The 17461-nt window shown below is 53.7% G+C and carries 16 protein-coding genes; 8 read left to right on the top strand and 8 right to left on the bottom strand.

Annotated features, from left to right (window positions below; genetic code table 11):
- Positions 1-88: 88 nt before the first annotated feature.
- From PsAD46_RS11715 to fahA, 8 genes are all read right to left on the bottom strand, one after another.
- Positions 89-1405: a TRAP transporter large permease gene (locus PsAD46_RS11715; RefSeq protein ID WP_063297131.1), complete on the bottom strand. Its 1317-nt coding sequence runs from the start codon at positions 1403-1405 to the stop codon at positions 89-91.
- Positions 1406-1409: 4 nt separating this feature from the next.
- Complete coding sequence (locus tag PsAD46_RS11710; RefSeq protein WP_208981804.1) at positions 1410-1922, bottom strand: TRAP transporter small permease; 513 nt, start codon at positions 1920-1922, stop codon at positions 1410-1412.
- Positions 1919-2968 (bottom strand): TRAP transporter substrate-binding protein, encoded by a 1050-nt coding sequence (locus tag PsAD46_RS11705; RefSeq protein WP_063306930.1) that lies wholly within the window; start codon positions 2966-2968, stop codon positions 1919-1921. Before PsAD46_RS11705 ends, PsAD46_RS11710 begins: the two co-directional genes overlap by 4 nt.
- 88 nt (positions 2969-3056) lie before the next feature.
- On the bottom strand, positions 3057-3599 hold the full coding sequence (locus tag PsAD46_RS11700) for a VOC family protein (protein ID WP_057461348.1): 543 nt from the start codon (positions 3597-3599) through the stop codon (positions 3057-3059).
- Between the two features lie 19 nt (positions 3600-3618).
- Positions 3619-3840 (bottom strand): DUF2783 domain-containing protein, encoded by a 222-nt coding sequence (locus tag PsAD46_RS11695; RefSeq protein WP_057461347.1) that lies wholly within the window; start codon positions 3838-3840, stop codon positions 3619-3621.
- Positions 3837-5459, bottom strand: coding sequence for an FAD-dependent oxidoreductase (locus PsAD46_RS11690; RefSeq protein WP_063306929.1), 1623 nt, complete (start codon positions 5457-5459; stop codon positions 3837-3839). Before PsAD46_RS11690 ends, PsAD46_RS11695 begins: the two co-directional genes overlap by 4 nt.
- Positions 5460-5860: 401 nt before the next feature.
- Positions 5861-6811 carry an MBL fold metallo-hydrolase gene (locus PsAD46_RS11685; protein ID WP_057461345.1) on the bottom strand — a complete coding sequence of 317 codons (951 nt, stop codon included), beginning with the start codon at positions 6809-6811 and terminating at the stop codon, positions 5861-5863.
- Between the two features lie 14 nt (positions 6812-6825).
- The gene (gene fahA / locus PsAD46_RS11680; RefSeq protein ID WP_063293430.1) at positions 6826-8094 is read right to left on the bottom strand and encodes a fumarylacetoacetase; all 1269 of its coding nucleotides are present in this window, start codon (positions 8092-8094) and stop codon (positions 6826-6828) included.
- Positions 8095-8404: 310 nt separating this feature from the next.
- Here fahA and PsAD46_RS11675 point away from each other — a divergent pair, with 310 nt between their 5' ends.
- The 8 genes from PsAD46_RS11675 to PsAD46_RS11640 all read left to right on the top strand — a co-directional run bounded on the left by PsAD46_RS11675 (position 8405) and on the right by PsAD46_RS11640 (position 17446).
- The gene (locus PsAD46_RS11675; protein WP_208981803.1) at positions 8405-8905 is read left to right on the top strand and encodes a MarR family transcriptional regulator; all 501 of its coding nucleotides are present in this window, start codon (positions 8405-8407) and stop codon (positions 8903-8905) included.
- Between the two features lie 89 nt (positions 8906-8994).
- A complete protein-coding gene (maiA, locus tag PsAD46_RS11670) occupies positions 8995-9630 on the top strand; it encodes a maleylacetoacetate isomerase (protein ID WP_063306928.1) in 636 nt (211 codons plus the stop codon).
- A gap of 413 nt (positions 9631-10043) precedes the next feature.
- Positions 10044-11621, top strand: coding sequence for an ABC transporter substrate-binding protein (locus PsAD46_RS11665; protein ID WP_063287591.1), 1578 nt, complete (start codon positions 10044-10046; stop codon positions 11619-11621).
- Between the two features lie 186 nt (positions 11622-11807).
- Positions 11808-12749, top strand: coding sequence for an ABC transporter permease (locus PsAD46_RS11660; RefSeq protein WP_063287592.1), 942 nt, complete (start codon positions 11808-11810; stop codon positions 12747-12749).
- Positions 12746-13621 (top strand): ABC transporter permease, encoded by an 876-nt coding sequence (locus tag PsAD46_RS11655; protein WP_063306927.1) that lies wholly within the window; start codon positions 12746-12748, stop codon positions 13619-13621. The genes PsAD46_RS11660 and PsAD46_RS11655 overlap by 4 nt, the downstream gene beginning before the upstream one ends.
- Entirely contained in the window at positions 13621-14616 is a 996-nt protein-coding gene (locus tag PsAD46_RS11650; RefSeq protein ID WP_063306926.1) for an ABC transporter ATP-binding protein, read from the top strand. Before PsAD46_RS11655 ends, PsAD46_RS11650 begins: the two co-directional genes overlap by 1 nt.
- The gene (locus PsAD46_RS11645) at positions 14613-15614 is read left to right on the top strand and encodes an oligopeptide/dipeptide ABC transporter ATP-binding protein (RefSeq protein ID WP_063306925.1); all 1002 of its coding nucleotides are present in this window, start codon (positions 14613-14615) and stop codon (positions 15612-15614) included. The genes PsAD46_RS11650 and PsAD46_RS11645 overlap by 4 nt, the downstream gene beginning before the upstream one ends.
- A 26-nt stretch (positions 15615-15640) precedes the next feature.
- Entirely contained in the window at positions 15641-17446 is a 1806-nt protein-coding gene (locus tag PsAD46_RS11640) for a M24B family metallopeptidase (protein ID WP_063306924.1), read from the top strand.
- The last annotated feature ends 15 nt before the right edge of the window (positions 17447-17461 follow it).

The following is a 17461-nucleotide window of genomic DNA, read 5'->3' as shown; positions in this document are numbered from 1 at the left end:
TTAGGATGTGAGATGTGTACGCGGCCCTAAGATACAAAAGGGAGAGCTGTTGCCCTCCCTTTTTTCGTTGATCTGAGATCCGGCGTGGTTACATGGCACCAACGAGCCACAAAGAGAACCAGGGGAACGCAATTAGCAGTGCCAGGCGTACAAGGTCAGACACCCAGAACGGGAACACGCCCTTGAAGATCGTAGAGAGTTTCACATCCTGCAGCACGTTACGCAGCACGAAAACATTGAGCCCGACAGGTGGCGAGATCAGACTTATCTCGGTAACAACCACCACAATCACTGCAAACCAAATGAGCACGGCTTCAGGATCGTTCAGCACTTCGGTGCCAAAGTCCAGTTCCAGAATGAGCGGATAGAACACAGGCACGGTCAACAGGATCATGGAGAGGCTTTCCAGCACACAGCCCAGCACGATGTAAATGAGCACGATGCCGAGGATTACCATGTAGGCGTTGACTTCAAGATCCAGCACCCATTCCGCCAGTGTGTCTGGCAAACCTGCAAAGTTCACGAAGTTGGAGAACACTTCTGCGCCAATGATGATCATGAAGATCATAGCTGTGGTGCGGGCGCTTTCCAGCATGGCGTGGTAGAGGTTTTTAATGGTCATACCGCCCATGAGCAGTGCGATCAGAAAGGACGTGCCTGCGCCGATGCCAGCAGCTTCAGTCGGCGTGAAGAACCCGCCATAGATACCAACCATGATCACTGCAAACAGGCCGAGCACAGCAAAGACGCCGAGCTTTTCTTTGCGGGTGAATGGTTCAACACCTTCTGCCTTGGGAGCGAGAGAGGGGTTGATTAACGTGGCGACGTAGATGGCTCCAATGTAAAGCAGGAGCCCCAGAATGCCTGGAATAACACCAGCAACAAACAGTTTACCGATGTCGGATTCTGTCAACAGGCCGTAGATGATCATTACCACGGATGGCGGAATGAGGATGCCAAGCGTGCCGCCAGCGGCGATTGAACCAGAGGCCAAGCTGTCTGCATAACCGTATTTGCGCATGGACGGCATTGCCACTTTGGACATGGTGGCCGCTGTCGCCAGAGACGATCCGCAAACAGCTGAGAACCCGCCGCATGCCACAACTGATGCCATGGCAAGGCCTCCGCGCGCGCCGCCCAAAAGGCGGTTTGCAGCAGCATAAAGGCCGTGGCTGACACCAGAGATGGTGAGTAGGTTGCCCATGAGGATGAACAGCGGAACAACAGAGAGCGAATAAGACAGGCTGGTTTCAAAACCCACGCTGCTGACAACAGACCATGTGGCAGACCAGCCGCGCAGCCACGCAAAACCAGCCGCTCCGATAAAGATCATAGCGAAGGCGATTGGCACGCGCAGGAAAATGAGGACGAGCAGAGCTGCAAAGCCGATAAGGGATTCGAACATGACTTTAAAAACCTCTGCGGAATGCTTTTTTGAAGAATACGAATGTGTAACAGGCGCTCAGCAGCGCACAGACAGCAGCGATCCAGGCAAGGGGTGCCAATGGGATGTCTAAAGCATTGGTGACGGCTCCATCTTCCATGAGGCGTTCTGCGTGTGCAGCCAGCCGCCAGGAGAAGATCAGGAGCGTGACAGTGGAAACAGACCAGGCAATGCCCTTCATCAGAGATTGCATGACTGGAGGAACCATGCCGTAGATCATGTCCACTTCAACATGTTCTTTACGAGAGGTTGTTAGCGGCAAAGCTGTAAAAACCAGAGCGCCAAGCATCAGCTGGGTGATTTCGAAAGCACCGCGAACAGGTGCGTTGAACCAATAACGGCCAACCACATCAACGACTGTAAGGCCAGTCAGACCCGCGAGGAGTAACGCGCAACATATTCCAAGGCCAAGCTCAATGAGGTTGGCGAGGGAGCGCACCCGCGATGCGCCCCCTGAAGAGTTGTTCGACCCGATCACTTTTCTACGCCTGTAGATTTGCGGAACTTTGTCAGAGCAGCAGTGCCGTCAAAGCCATCTTCTGCAACAGCCTTTGCCCATTCGGTCTCGTAGGCAGCAGCTTTTTCCTTGATGGCCGCAACCATTTCAGGAGATGCATCATAAATTTCGATGCCAGCTTTGTTGATGCGCTCGATTGCCTTCTCGTCAGCACCGTTCCAGGCTTTACCAACACGCTCAGCAAAAGCATCACCGGAAATTGCCATGATAGCGGCCTGATCTTCAGCGGAGATGCCCTTCCACTTGTCTTCGTTCATCACGAGGAACCATGTGGTGTTGTAAATGCCGCCAGGAACGCGCATGGAGTATTTGACGTGGTCCAGCAGTTTGAATGCGGTCAGAGCTTCATAGGTGAAGGTCACGCCGTCGATGATGCCGCGAGACAGGGTCTCGTACACTTCACCGGATGGCATGAACAGCGGAGACGCGCCAAGATCGCTTGCCAGATCAGCAATGTAACCGCCCGGCACACGGACCTTCAGGCCTTCGATGTCCGCTGGTGTGTTCAGCTTGCGTACGTTGTTATGGAACACACCCGGGCCATGAACAAAGAGGCCAAGAACCTTGGTACCTTTGTGCTCTGCCTGTGCATCCAGATCGTTTGCGTAAACATCCCAAAATGCTTTGGAGCCGGAAACAGCGTCATCTCCAAGGAAGGAGAACTGGCCGATGCGGGAGCGCTGGAAACGGTTGTCCTTGGTGAAGGAATGCAAACCGTATGTGATGTCGACAACACCATCCGCCGCCATGTCAAAGTGCGCAGGTGGAGCGCCAGCAGATTTCGCCAGAACGCGCACAGAAACGCGGCCATCGGTAACCTTCTTAACTTCCTTTGCCCAGGGCTTGATTGCGTTGACCACAATCGGGTGGCGTGGTGGCAACCAGCTGGAAAGAACCAGCTTGGTTTCTGCGTAAGCAGCGGTTGCAAATGCAGTTGGCGCCAGCATGGCAGCTGTTGCCATGCCAAGCAGCGTGCGGCGGGCAACTTTCGTCTTCAAGAATTCCATGGCTCCCTCCCTAAAGATACCAATAAAATCATTTTGTTGGGTGAAGAACGGGAACCTCCCAGCCCCCATTCTTCAGGCAGTCCTAATCCTAGGCTTTGCCGAGTTCTTTTGCGTGCAGCCAGTCAGCGTGTTTTGGCGCTTTCTTGGTGCGGCTCCACTCTTCCAGCATGTCCCACTTCACAGCATCGAGACGCTTGAGCTTCTCTTCTTCTGCCGGATCCGGACACGCCAGCTCGACGCGGTGTCCGTTTGGATCGAAGAAGTAAATGGAGTGGAAGATAGAGTGATCTGTCACGCCCAGCACATCAATGCCGTTGCCTTCAAGGTGCTCTTTAAACTCGATCAGAGTTTCACGGTCCTTCACTTTGAAGGCGATGTGCTGCACCCAGATTGGTGTGTTTTCATCGCGGCCCATTTCCGGCTTTGTTGGCAGTTCAAAGAATGCCAGCACGTTGCCGTTGCCTGCATCAAGGAACAGATGCATGTACGGATCAGGCTCGTGTGTGGAAGGAACCTTGTCCTCTGCAATGGCCAGTACGAAGTCCATGTTGAGGTTTTTGGTGTACCACTCAACGGTCTCTTTTGCGTCTTTACAACGGTAGGCAACGTGGTGAATTTGCTCAATTTTCATAAGACTCTAACCGAGGCGACTAAGCCTCGCCTCCTCCCTGTATTCTGGCCTGTGTTTTGGCAGCCAGGTCCATTGCTTCACGAAGAACACTTGCATCCCCGATGTGGTTAGCAAGAATGAGAACCAGCTTGGCGTTGAGCGCTTCGCTTTCCTCTTCAGAACGTCCTTCATGCAGAACCAGAAGATCGTGATAAAACTCGTCCGGTTTGGCGATGTTTGCTTTTGTATTCAGATGGCTCATTGTGCGGCCTCCTGCTCAAAAATGCCGATAGCGCGGTTCAGGGCCTGTGCGACGTTGGCACCGTCATAGGTCTCCCAACGGGCAGCAACGTGCTGGTCCGGGCGCATCAGATAAACAGCGGAAGACTTGTCTCCCAGATAACGAACTTTGATCTCATCGGTCGCTTTCACGCGCAGGGCAGAGATGGTCACGCCGCCAACATCGACAGTGTCCGGCACATCTGTGTTGATTGCCAGCAACTGAAATTTGTTGCCTAACTGGTCCAGCAACCAACCATTCGCGGTTGGTGCATCTGCTGCTGGAGAGCCCGGACGGGAGCGCACTGGCATGCCAGCACAATCATCACTGTTCAGAGAAGACCCGTCATAAGTGGCCGGAACGGACAGACGACCGGAGTTGACCAGTGGGCGGGCAAACTCGGCTGCCTCGGAAAGGTCCAGCACAGCATTGCGGAACACACGGCTGATCGCAGATTTCGGCGTGATGAAGTCAGTGGAGCGGGAAGAGTTCAAAATGTTCTCTTCAGCCGCAAAAACACGCTCTTCATCGTATGTGTCCAGCAGACACATTGGTGCCGTACCGTCCATCACCAGCTTCAGCTTCCAGATCAGGTTATCTGTGTCCTGCAGGCCGGAGTTCGCACCGCGGGCACCAAACGGAGACACCTGATGGGCACTGTCACCAGCAAAGATCACTCGGCCTTTGCGGAACTGTTCCATGCGGCGGCACTGGAAGGTGTAGATGGAAACCCACTCAAGCTCGAAGTTCACATCCTCGCCCAGCATGGCTTTCAGGCGTGGAATGACGTTTTCGGGCTTCTTCTCTTCTTCCTTGTCGACATCCCAGCCAAGCTGAAGATCGATGCGCCACACATTGTCTGGCTGCTTGTGAAGAAGAGCGGACTGACCACGGTTGAATGGCGGATCGAACCAGAACCAGCGCTCTGTCGGGAAGTTCGCTTCCATAACCACGTCAGCAATCAGGAAGTTGTCTTCAAAGATGCGGCCTACAAAATCCATACCCATCATGGCACGGATTGGAGAGGCAGCCCCGTCACAGGCGATCACCCAGTCGGCTTCGACGGAATAGTTGCCTTCCGGCGTTTCCAGCTCAACAGTTGCAAAGTCATTGCCCTGATCAACGGAGACAACCTTGTTGTTGCCGCGGATCTCGATAGGCTTGCCTTGGGCCTGAAGTTCTTTAACCCGGTCAACCAGATACTCTTCAAAGTAATACTGTTGCAGGTTGATGAAAGCCGGACGTTTGTGGCCATCTTCCGGCAACAGGTCAAACTGATAAACCTGACGCTCGTCAAAGAACACCTTGCCCACGTTCCACTGAACGCCTTTGTCGACAAACTGGTCACCACAGCCAATGCGGTCGAGGATTTCCAGCGGGCGCTTTGCATAACAAACCGCGCGAGAGCCCCAGCTCACCTTGTCGTTGTCATCAACAACAACAACTTCAACATCCTGCATAGCCAGTTCAATTGCTGCGGCCAGACCAATCGGGCCTGCTCCCACCACAACAACCTTATGGCGCACTGCCTTTTCCGCATCCTGATCCGGCGACCGGACATATGGATAAAGCGGAACTTCGAAAATCTTTTTTTTCGTCATACGCTGCCTCCCAGCAAGTGTGATGCCTCAGCCAGCATCCGGCAAAACATCAATCAACTTTGGAGTGCCGGCTGGAACTTGGGGTCCATCCGGCGCCCTGACGCATATGGGGTGGCTTTCGCCTGCGGTATTGAAGGTGGAAGGGGCCAGCAAAATTGGTGTTCAGGATAAACACTGCCAAAATGCTGAGAGAGACAAGAACTCAAGGTGTTGCCGTGAGCCAGTATTTTCTATTTCTTGGACGCATTCGCTCTGTTGCGAGTGACCCAAATTCTGTAGTTTCCTGTCGTCTCTATTTAGGTCTTCCACCTCGAATTTGCTTGAGCTTTGCGGTCTTTATCCCTTGAAGGGGAAAAGGTGGTGAGGAGGATCTTGGACATCCTCACCTCGGCTCATTCATATTAACCCTGCAACGCTGCCCACATTTCCTGATCTCGTTCAGCGGTCCAGATGCGTGGGGTGTCGATGCCGCGAGCCTCATCAAAAGCGCGGGCGACGTTGAAAGGCAGACAATGCTCGTAGATTGCGTAGTCAGCGAATTTCGGATCGCATTCTGCGCGCACTGCGTCCCATGCTTCTTTCAGCGTGCCGCCTCGTACTGCCACGCGGGCGGCTGGTTTATAGGTGCTCTCAACAAAGTCGCGCGTGTTTTCAATGGCTTTGTTGACCATGTCCTGACCCACAAGCGCATCACCGCGACCCGGTGCAATTGCGTCTGGATTGTAGGCTTTGATTGCGTCGAGCGTGTTGCCCCAGTCCTTGAAGTGACCGTCGCCGCAGTAACAAGCAGAGTGGTACTCAACAATGTCACCAGTGAACATCACGCCTTCATCGGGAACCCATGCAACAATGTCGCCTGCAGTGTGGGCACGGCCCAGATGCATCAGCTCAACCTTACGGCTGCCCATGTTGATGGTCATGCGGTCTTTGAAGGTCATGGTTGGCCATGTGAGGCCCGGAATGGAGTCCGCTGCATCAAATAGGCGTGGGAAGCGTCCGAACTCGGAGTCCCAGTCTTCCTGACCGCGCTCGTAGATCATGCCCTCACACTTTTCAGAGGCAATGATTTCTGAAGCGCCGTAACCGGACGCACCCAGCACGCGCACAGCGTGGTAGTGAGACAAAGTCACGTATTTGATCGGCTTGTCAGTCACTTCACGGATTTTATCAACCACGAGCTGAGCCATGACAGGTGTTGCCTGCGCATCAACCACCATGACGCTGTCATCACCAATGATGACGCCGGTGTTTGGATCACCTTCAGCGGTGAACGCGTACAGATCGCGTCCAACTTCGGTGAAGGAGATCTTTTTGGCTTCCATGTCGCCACTGGATGCAAATGCTTTAGCCATCGTCACTATCCTAATTAAGCTTTGAAATCTGGAGCTGGCAGAATTTTGCCGGTACATTCGCCGAAGCCAATGCGGAAGCCATCGCCCTGCGCCCAGCCTGTCAGCGTCAGGGTGTCACCATCCTCGATGAACGTGCGGCTTTCACCGCTGTCCAGAGTGATTGGCTCTTTGCCACCCCATGTGAGTTCCATCAGGGAGCCAAACTCGGACTTTTCTGCACCGGAAATGGTGCCGGAGCCGAGCAGGTCACCCGTGTTCATTTTACAGCCGCCAATGGCATGGTGTGTCAGCTGCTGTGCCGCAGAGTAGTACATGCGGTTGTAGTTGGTGTGGCAGAGCAGTGTCGCTTTATCAGCGCCTTCCGGCTGCATGTAGGCCTGTAGTTCAATGTCGTAGATCATCGGACCCGGCTCATTGAGGTAAGGCAGAAGCTCTTTTTCGCGCTCTGGTGTGCTGGTGCGGAAAGATTCCAGTGCAGCCTTCGTCACAACCCATGGGCTGATGGAGGTTGCGAATGCTTTTGCCTGGAATGGGCCAAGCGGCTGGTATTCCCAGCCCTGAATGTCACGAGCTGACCAGTCGTTCAGCAGCACGTAACCGAAGATCATGTCATCGGCTTCCTGCACGGTGATCGGCTGACCCATAGTGCTTGGCGTGCCAACAACAGCACCCATTTCCAGCTCGATATCGAGGCGAGCGCAGGCTTTGAAAGATGGGACCTGAGCGGTTGGCGCTTTGGTCTGGCCCAATGGGCGCTTGATGTCTGTCCCGGATACAATGACCGTTGAGGCGCGGCCATTGTATCCGATTGGGATATGCAACCAGTTTGGTGGTAGTGCATTCTCAGCGCCGCGCAAGATGGTGCCAATGTTCATGGCATGCTGCTTGCCGGCGTAAAAGTCAGTGTATTCGGAAACTGCAAAGGGCAGGAACATCTGCGCCGCGCTCATAGGCACCAGCGCTTTCGCTTTCAGCGTTTCGTTGCCGGAAAGCGCGTCATTGCCATCTTTCGCAAACAGGGATGTCAGCTGTTCGCGAATGCTGTCCCAGGATGTTTTGCCAAGGCCCATGAAGTCATTCAGAGTTGGCTTATTGAAAACGGTAGTGGTGCCGCCCGCCTTGAGCAGGCCGGCAGATTCCAGCGCAGCCATGTCAACAACCATGTCACCGATAGCAACACCACACCGTGGCTCTTCTCCGTTTTTGGCAAACACGCCGTAGGGAAGATTTTGGATTGGGAAATGGCAGTGCGGTGCGTTCGCACTCTCGATCCAACTCGTCATAACACATCCTTGGCAATTGAAGATCACAGCAAAGTCCTCCCAGACTCAGGCAATCTGTAATTTATCTAATCTCAGAATAGTTTCACTTGTAACTTTGTCAATAACATTTTCCGCCAAAACAAATTCCCTAAGCGTAAGAATGCGCGCTAAAATGCTGTAAAATGGCTAAAAACAGCTGATTATCCTGCTTTTGGATATATATCAGAGGCGCTGATCAAGCTCTTGACATATAGTTGCAATTGATACTATCAGGATGATTGTGCAAGTATGAGTGCGCAATAGTTTCATTTAAAACCAACGAGACATGATGATGGCGACTGCGAATAACACGATGGACAAGGAAGACTTCCAGCTTGGGTCGTTCTTTCCCTATAAGGTCCGTGTTTTTGGCACTGCCGTTAGTACTGCTGTCTCAAGTGTTTACCGGGAACGGTACGGCCTCAGCGTCTCTGAGTGGCGCACCATGGCAATTCTGGGTCGCAATCAGGCGCTGTCCGCCTCTGAGATTGTTGAGCGCTCCAGTATGGACAAGGTGAATGTCAGTCGCGCTGTGCAGGCGCTTCGTAAGAAAGAGTTCCTGCGCCGCGACATTGACGGAGAAGACCGCCGCAAGTCCGTTCTGCGCCTGACCGAAAAAGGCCTTGCCGTGTTCAACGATGTCATTCCGTTGGTCCGGGATGTGGAAGCTGCGCTGACTGGGAACCTTTCCGCAGAAGAACAGGCCGTTCTGCTGTCTTTGATGGAAAAGGTTCAGAAAAACGCAGAGGGACTCATTGGGGAAATGAGTGCCGAGGCTGCCGACGGGACCTAAAGCGTATCCCCCCGAAAGTTGGGAACCGACTCTCGGGGAAGGATACGCGTAAGATCATGAATTGAGCTCTGGGAGGGGGCGCCAATACAATGAGCAACATAAAATTATATGATTACTGGCGTTCTTCCGCGAGCTACCGGGTCCGCATCGCACTGAACCTGAAAGGGCTCTCCTTCGATATGGTCACGGTCAATCTGCTCAAAGGCGAGCAGAAGGCTGATGAGAACCTGAGCCGCAATCCGCAAGGCTTTGTGCCGTCGCTGGATCTGGACGGCGATATGCTGACCCAGTCGCTCGCCATCATCGAATATCTGGATGAGCTGCACCCATCCCCTGCCCTGTTGCCATCCACCGCCCGCGAACGGGCCCGCGTCCGTGCGCTGTCTCATGCAATCGCGATGGATATTCACCCGGTTTGTAATCTGGGTGTGGTTCAGCGCATCGTGGAGCTGGCTGGCAGAGACGATCAGGTCAAAATTGACTGGATGCGTGAGTTCATCGCCAAAGGCCTCGATGCTTTTGAGCAGATGCTGGCAGATGGGCAGAGCGGTAAGTTCTGTCATGGGGATCAGGTGGGACTGGCTGATATCTGCCTTGTGCCGCAAGTTTACAATGCGGATCGCTGGGGCGTAGACCGCTCTCACCTCACGCGCATCAGTGCTATTTTTGAGCAAACAGAGCAGATTGAAGCCTTTCAAAAGGCTGCACCAAAACAGGTTGCGTGAGGGAAAATATCCCTCAGTTTAATGAATGAGCTTCATTTTTAACGCGGTGTTGGAAAAATATTCCTGCGCCGCGTTTTCGCGTTTGAAGAGCATCATTCCAGAATACATCAATAGTTTGGCTCCGAGATTGTTAGAATACCTCCAAGCTTCCTAGGAGGAATGGGCGCAAGTTTCTCTCAGTGAAACTGCAATTTTAGCAATATTTCACTTCTAAACTATCTCCCCGCATGGATTTGTTGTCATGAAAATTCTTCTTTACTGAGTTTTGCCTCTTGCCAATAGAGATATATCAGAGATAATGCTGATATATCACCGGTGGCTAATGGAATTTTTGGGAGAGGCCACCACCTGCACGCCACCATGCATCATAAAATAATAAGCAGGTCCGGCGTGTATCAATTGAGGGGACTATCATGAAGACTTTGTTGATTGCCGCGCTTGCAGGCGTGTCGATGCTCGCCATCAATTCGGCTCAGGCCGTGGAACGTGGTGGCACGCTCACCTTTGCCCGCTATGATGATTCCAATCTGGTTGATCCAGTCTATGCAGACCGGAACCCGGATATCTGGATGGTCACAAACCTCTATGATACCCTGCTCCGCACCAAGGCAGATGGCAAAACCATCGTTCCAGGCCTCGCATCCGGTTATGAGGTTTCCGCAGATGGTAAAACCATCTCCATCACCCTACGCGACGGCATCAAGTTTTCCGATGGTTCCGCGATTACTGCGGCAGACGTGAAATTCTCTTTGGAGCGCGCCACCAATCCTGATTTCGGTCCATGGTCCGGTCTTCTGGGCTCTGTTGAAAGTATCACTGAGACCGACAATGGCGTGACGCTCGCCATGAAGAACCCTGATCCGACCATCATCTCAATTCTGGCGACCTTCAACACCGCGATCGTGTCCAAGGCCGCGTTTGACGCTGCGCCAGGGGCAAACGATCAGGAAAAGGCAACTGCCCTTTTCGCTCCGGGTACGCCTGTTTCCGGCCCGTTTACGCTGAAAGACCGTAGCCGCGGCAGTACCATGACGTTCTCTGCCAACCCGCATTACTGGCGTCAGGGCGAAGACGGCAAACCACTACCGTATCTGGATGAGGTCAGCTTCGTCGTGATTCCGGATGATGCAACCCGTATCCTGAAACTGCAGGCAGGTGAAGTGAACGGTGCTGAGTTTGTTCCATTCTCTCGCGTGGCTGAGCTGAAGGCAGACCCTGCGATCAACATGGAGCTGTATCCATCCACCCGCATCATCTACAGCCCGATCAATTCTCGTGAGACCCGCGCAGATGGCTCTCCAAACCCGATGGCAACCAAAGAGGCGCGTCAGGCGCTGAACTATGCCATCAACAAAGATGCGCTGGTTCAGTTGATTACGCATGGCACTGGCAAGTCGATGACATCCCCACTGATGGCATCGACAACCCAGCTGGCACATGATGGTGGCCCGCTTTACCCTTATGATGTTGCCAAGGCGAAAGAACTGGCTGCTGCATCAGGTCTTGAAGGGGCTGAAATCACGCTGACCACACTTGCAGGCTCTTCTGATGACGCAACTCTGTTTGCTGCCATCCAGCAGATGTGGGGCGCCATTGGCGTCAACGTGAAAGTGGAGCAGGTTGATAACCCGACCCGCGGCGCGAAGAACCGCTCCGGCGAGTTCGACATTCACACCTATGGCTGGGTGAATGATGTGAATGATCCGGCACAGGTTGCAGGTTGGCTGGGCTATTACCCAACCCGTAAAGCTGTTGGGACTGGTTGGAACAATGCGGAGTTCAACTCCCTGTTTGAGGCCTCCAACACCGAGATCGATCCGGAAAAACGCAGTGAGCAATATAAGCGCATGCAGGAAATCTATGCCGATGCGGCCCCGCTTCTGTTCCTCTATGAAACGCCATTTGCTGTTGCACTGTCGGCCAACGTGAACGGTTATCTCCAGACACCGTTGGGGAACAATGAGTTCTCCTCGGCGTGGATTGCAAAATAACTCCTCCTCTGAGTGCACCCGGCCTGCATCAACAGGCAAGCCGGGTGTGAAGTAAACGGAGCGGGTGGTCTGATCAGAAAACGGCAGGACCAGACCGTCTGCCCTATGCAATCCGGAAAGCCGAAGCGTCAATCCCATTATCAGTCGCTTCGGCTCTCAATGCTCACGCCCTATTAGGACTCAGGAATGTCGTCACTTTCCTATCTGGTGTCACGGCTGCTGCAGATTATTCCGACCTTTCTTCTTGTGATGGTCGTTATCTTTCTGCTGGTACGTATGCTGCCAGGGGATCCGGCCATCGCCATGGCCGATGCCAAAGCCACCGAAGCTCAGCTGGAACTCATCCGCCAAAAACTCGGGCTAAATGAACCGCTGGTCATGCAGTTCTTTTATTTTGTCAGGAACACTTTGAGTGGAGATATGGGCACATCCATTCTTCTCAAAGCGCCAGTTCTGGAAGTCATCATTGAACGCATTCCAGTCACTGCGTTCCTCACGCTCTATGCCGTTTGTCTTTCCATTCTCATTGCTGGCCCATTGGCCTTTGTCGCCGCGCTGAACAAAAACCGTGGGCTCGACATTGCCATTCGCAGTGGTTTTCAGGTCGGCTTGTCGACCCCTGTGTTTTACATCGGCCTGTTGTTGCTCACGTTCCTTGCAGCGTCCCTGCGATTGTTTCCGGTTGGTGGTTATGGCACGACGTTTTTGCAGCACCTGCACCACTTGATGTTGCCCGCGCTGACGGTCGCGCTCTACACCTCTGCCATCATCATGCGGAACTTGCGTTCTGCGGTGATTGAGGTGCTGGATGCGGACTATGTTCAGTTCGCCCGCTCCAAAGGGTTATCCCGAAGCGTTATTCTGGGTCGCCATGTCCTGCGCAATGCGCTCATTTCCACCGTTACACTGCTCGGCCTTTCTATCGGGAATCTGATGAGCGGAACGCTGGTGACGGAGACGGTGTTCGCGGTTCCCGGTCTTGGCCGGTTGATGCTGGAGGCGATATTTGCCCGTGACTACCCGCTGATACAGGGCCTCACCCTCACCTTCGCTGTTATGGTTTCTCTCGTGTTTCTGTTCACCGACATGGTGCAGGCATGGCTTGATCCGAGGTTACGCCTGTCATGACCCAGCTCGATACACTCCAAGCCAGCACGCCGCAGAAGAAAAAGCTCCATCCACGGGTCAAAGCTCTGCTTCGTCCAGGCTTCCTGCTTGGCTTCTTCATCCTGTCCTCTTCCATCCTGCTGGCTGTGTTCCCATGGGCGTTTGCGCCGTATGATCCCAACGCCTTTGACTTCAATGCGATCCAGAAGTCACCAAGCTGGGCGCATCCGTTTGGCACAGACAATCTGGGCCGTGACACGCTTTCCCGCGTGATCTGGGCGTATCAGGTTGATATGCAAATCGCGTTTTTTGCCACCTTCTTCGCCATGGTGATTGGCGTTGTGGTCGGATCGCTGGTGGCCTATCACGGCGGCATTGCCGATGTGCTCTTTGGCCGCTTGGTGGATGTCACCATCACCTTCCCGTTTCTGGTGCTGGTCATTGCAGTTGTTGCAGTTTTGGGACCGGGGCTGACCAACATGTATGTGGCGGTGACGCTTGTACAGTGGGTCTATTACGCCCGCCTCACCCGCGCTGAAATCATGACGCAAATGACCAGCGATTATGCCTCTGCCGGACGGGTGATGGGCTACTCCTCTGGCCGCATCATCTTCCGCCATTTGTTGCCCAACGCCATGACGCCGCTCATCACCTACTGGATGACCGACATGGCTCTCGCCATCCTGCTCGGGTCCTCCCTTGGCTACCTCGGCCTTGGCGCGCAGCCGCCGCAGGCAGAATGGGGCGTACTGATCGCAGAAGGCCGCAACTTTATCACCACCGCCTGGTGGATGAGTCTGATGCCAGGTGTCGCGATTGTGTTGACGGGGCTTGGATTCTCTCTTGTTGGAGACAGCCTTGCTGATGTTCTCAGACCACGGGGGGCATCCTGATGACCAACCAAAACGAGAGCCTGTTACAGGTTCGAGACCTCACAACCACCTTTCACAGCAAAGGCCGCGCGTTGCGCGCTGTTGATGGCATCTCCTTTGATGTGCGTGCTGGCGAAGTGCTTGGTCTGGTGGGCGAAAGTGGCTCTGGTAAATCCATCAGTCTGCGCTCCATCATCGGCCTAGCCCGCGACTATGGCACGGTGGAAGGCAATGTCTACTGGAAGGGAGAGGATCTGCTCACCCGCACAGACAAGCAATTGCAGTGCGTTCGTGGAAGTCAGATCTCCATGATCTTTCAGGAGCCAATGACCTCGCTCAACCCGCTGCTCACCGTGGGCTTGCAGATTGAGGAGAACCTGAAAGCCCACACGGATCTGGATCGCCGTGCCCGCAAGGCCCGCGCCATCGAGCTGCTGGACACTGTTGGTATTCCTAGCGCCTCGTCCCGCCTCAAGGATTTCCCGCACCAGTTCTCCGGCGGCATGCGCCAACGGGTGATGATCGCCATTGCGCTGGCGTCCAATCCAGAATTGTTGCTGGCGGATGAACCCACCACCGCGCTGGACGTGACCATTCAGGATCAGATCCTGCAGCTGCTGTTGTCGCTGGCCAAAAACCTCAATATGGCGATTGTGCTGGTGACACATGATCTGGGCGTGGTCGCGCAAACCTGTGATCGCGTGGCGGTGATGTACGCTGGTCGATTGGTAGAAACCGGTTCCGTTCGTGACGTGTTGAAACGACCTCAGCACCCTTACACGCTCGGACTGCTGAAGTCGGTACCAGAAAACATTCCACCCCGCACACCACTCTATTCTGTTCCCGGCACACCTCCGGCGCTGGATGCCCTGCCGAAAGGATGCGCCTTTGCGCCGCGCTGCCACAAAGCGGAGGATGTATGCCTTGGTAGCAAACCACCACTCTCCCAGTTGGGAGATGGAATTTCATCTGCTTGCCATTTCACAGCAGATATTCGTGAGGAGGTGCTGGCATGACCTATGAAGCTCCGGTTTTGGAAGTTGAGGGCCTGCATTTACACTTTCCGCTCAAAAGAACCCTCTTCGACGCAATTCAACGCAAAGAAAAACGCATCGTCAAAGCACTCAATGGGGTAAGCCTTGAGGTGAAACGGGGTGAAACTCTTGGAATTGTTGGCGAATCCGGCTGCGGAAAGTCCACTTTAGCCCGCTGTCTGGCCCGTCTTTATGAGGCTGACAAAGGCACCATCCGCTATGACGGGCAAGAGGTTGCGGCCAAAGATGCTGGTGCATTGCGGGAGTATAACCGCAAGGTCCAGATGATGTTTCAGGACCCGTATTCCTCCCTCAATCCCCGCATGACAGTCCGGCAAGTACTCACGGAAGCTCTGCGTGTTCATAATATGCGACCTCCTGAGCAGATTAGTGATCGCATTGCCGAGCTGCTTGATCTGGTGCGCCTGCCGCAAGATGCTGCGGATAAGTTGCCCCATGAATTTTCTGGCGGGCAACGCCAACGCATTGCTATTGCAAGGGCTTTGTCGGTTGAGCCGGAGGTGCTGGTTGCGGATGAGTTGGTGTCGGCGCTGGATGTTTCGGTGCAGGCGCAGGTGGTGAACTTGCTGCTGGAACTGCAGGACAAACTGGATCTGACTATTCTGTTTGTGGCGCATGACCTCAGACTTGTCCGCCATGTATCCCACAGGGTCGCGGTGATTTATTTGGGCACAATTGTTGAGATCGGCGATTCAGAACAGCTCTTCAACGCCCCCAAACACCCCTACTCCAAGGCTCTGTTGGCAGCTGCCCCTTCTCTTGATCCAGACAAACGTCATACTCGGCCTTCAATATCAGGCGAACTGCCCAGCCCGCTCAACGTGCCAAAGGGTTGCGCATTCCATGCAAGATGTCCCCATGCCTCGGGGCAATGCCAAAGTGAAACTCCCAGATTGAGGGCGTTAGACGAGCTCGGTAAAGTGGCTTGTCATCATGCTGAAGCTCTTTTATCAGCATAAAACCCCATCACACGATCGAGAAAAAAATGTTGGAAAATCAGAAATTTGAAAGAACCACAGATCGCTTGAGCCTCATACGAGACGAGCTGAAGCGCAACGGACTGGATGCGGTTATCATCCCGCGTTTTGACGAGCATCAGGGGGAGTATTGCGCCCCGCATGATGAGCGTTTGGCATGGGCAACTGGCTTCACTGGCTCCGCTGGTCTGGCGATTGTCACGGTAGATCAAGCGGTTATGTTTGTTGATGGTCGCTACACCGTTCAGGTGCGCAACCAATGTAGCAGTGAGTTCTTCTCCTACCAGCATATCTTTGATGAACCATTGGAAAACTGGATTTCTGCCAATATAAAGGCAGGACAGCAAATCGGCGTCGACCCGATGCTTATCCCCTCCGCATGGTGGGATCGTTTTGCTGGCGGAGCTAAAGACACAGGTGCCACACTGGTGGCAACAGCTAGCAATATCATTGATGCAGTCTGGTCGGACCAACCAGAACAACCGCTCTCTCCAGTTACGCCGTACTCCCTTGATAAAGCAGGGAAAACCAGCCTTGAGAAACGGACTGAAATTGCAGCGCACCTGAAGCACAAAGGCGCAAAGGTGCTGGTTGAAACCCAGCCCGACAACATCGCCTGGCTTCTAAATGTTCGCGGTGATGACGTGGAATTCAACCCTATCCCACATTCCTTCCTGCTGCTGAAAGACGATGGCTCTGCGAGTTGGTTCGTGGATTCTCGTAAACTTTCCAATAGCTTGGATGAGTATGAACTGGAGAAAGTGGAAACCGCTGACCCTGCTAGCTTCATCAGCTCGCTGGAAAAAATGACCGGAGAAGGAACGCAGGTTCTGATCGATCCGATGTTCTCTCCCGTCGCAACCCGTCTTGCTGTTCAGGCCTCTGGTGGTATTCCCGTCTTGGAACAGGGTGCTGTGACACTCACTAAGGCTAAGAAAAACGCAAATGAACTCAAAGGTTTGCGCGACTGTCATGTGCGTGATGGCATCGCATGGACCGAGTTTTCTGCGTGGTTGAAACGGCAGGTTCCGCATAGAGCCAAGGTAGGTGATCCGGTGTACGAGCTGGAAGCGGAAGAGCGCATTCTGACAGAACGAAAACGCCAGAAAGACTTTGTTTATCCGAGCTTTAGAAGCATTTCTGCCGCTGCTGGCAATGCCGCAATGTGCCACTACGCTGCTACAGAAGCGTCGAATACTGCAATCCTGCCCGAGCACACATACCTGCTGGATTCTGGTGGTCAGTATCAGGACGGGACAACGGACGCCACGCGTACCTTTGCCTTTTCGGAAACATCTGATGAGTTCAAAGCCGCCTACACCGCTGTTTTCAAAGGCTTTGTAGCGTTGGCTTCGCTGCGTTTCCCGAAAGGCACACAAGGCCACCACATCGACGGATTTGCCCGCAGGCCACTTTGGGATCTGGGGCTCGATTATGATCATGGTACTGGTCATGGGATCGGGCACTTCCTCTCCGTTCACGAACAGCCGCAACGCATCGGAAAGCCTTACAATCCGGTGGACTTTGTTGCTGGCATGGTGATGTCCATTGAACCGGGATATTACGTTGCAAATCAATACGGTATCCGGATTGAGAACCTTTTTGAGATCGTAGAGGAAGACGATGGTTTCCTCGTTTTCAAGAACCTCTCCTACATCCCGATTGAACCGCAGATGCTCAACATGGTTGAGCTCACCCGCGCCGAAATCAAATGGCTTGGCGACTACAATGCTGATTTGAAACGGGTTCTTGGCCCGGAACTGAGCCCGGATGCCTATGACTATCTGATAAGTTGTTGTGAACTGCCGGAGTAATTACGGCTGACAAAA

The sequence above is a fragment of the Pseudovibrio sp. Ad46 genome, from assembly GCF_001623065.1.
In the GTDB taxonomy this organism is placed as follows: domain Bacteria; phylum Pseudomonadota; class Alphaproteobacteria; order Rhizobiales; family Stappiaceae; genus Pseudovibrio.
This window is presented reverse-complemented; position numbering and strand designations above follow the sequence as displayed.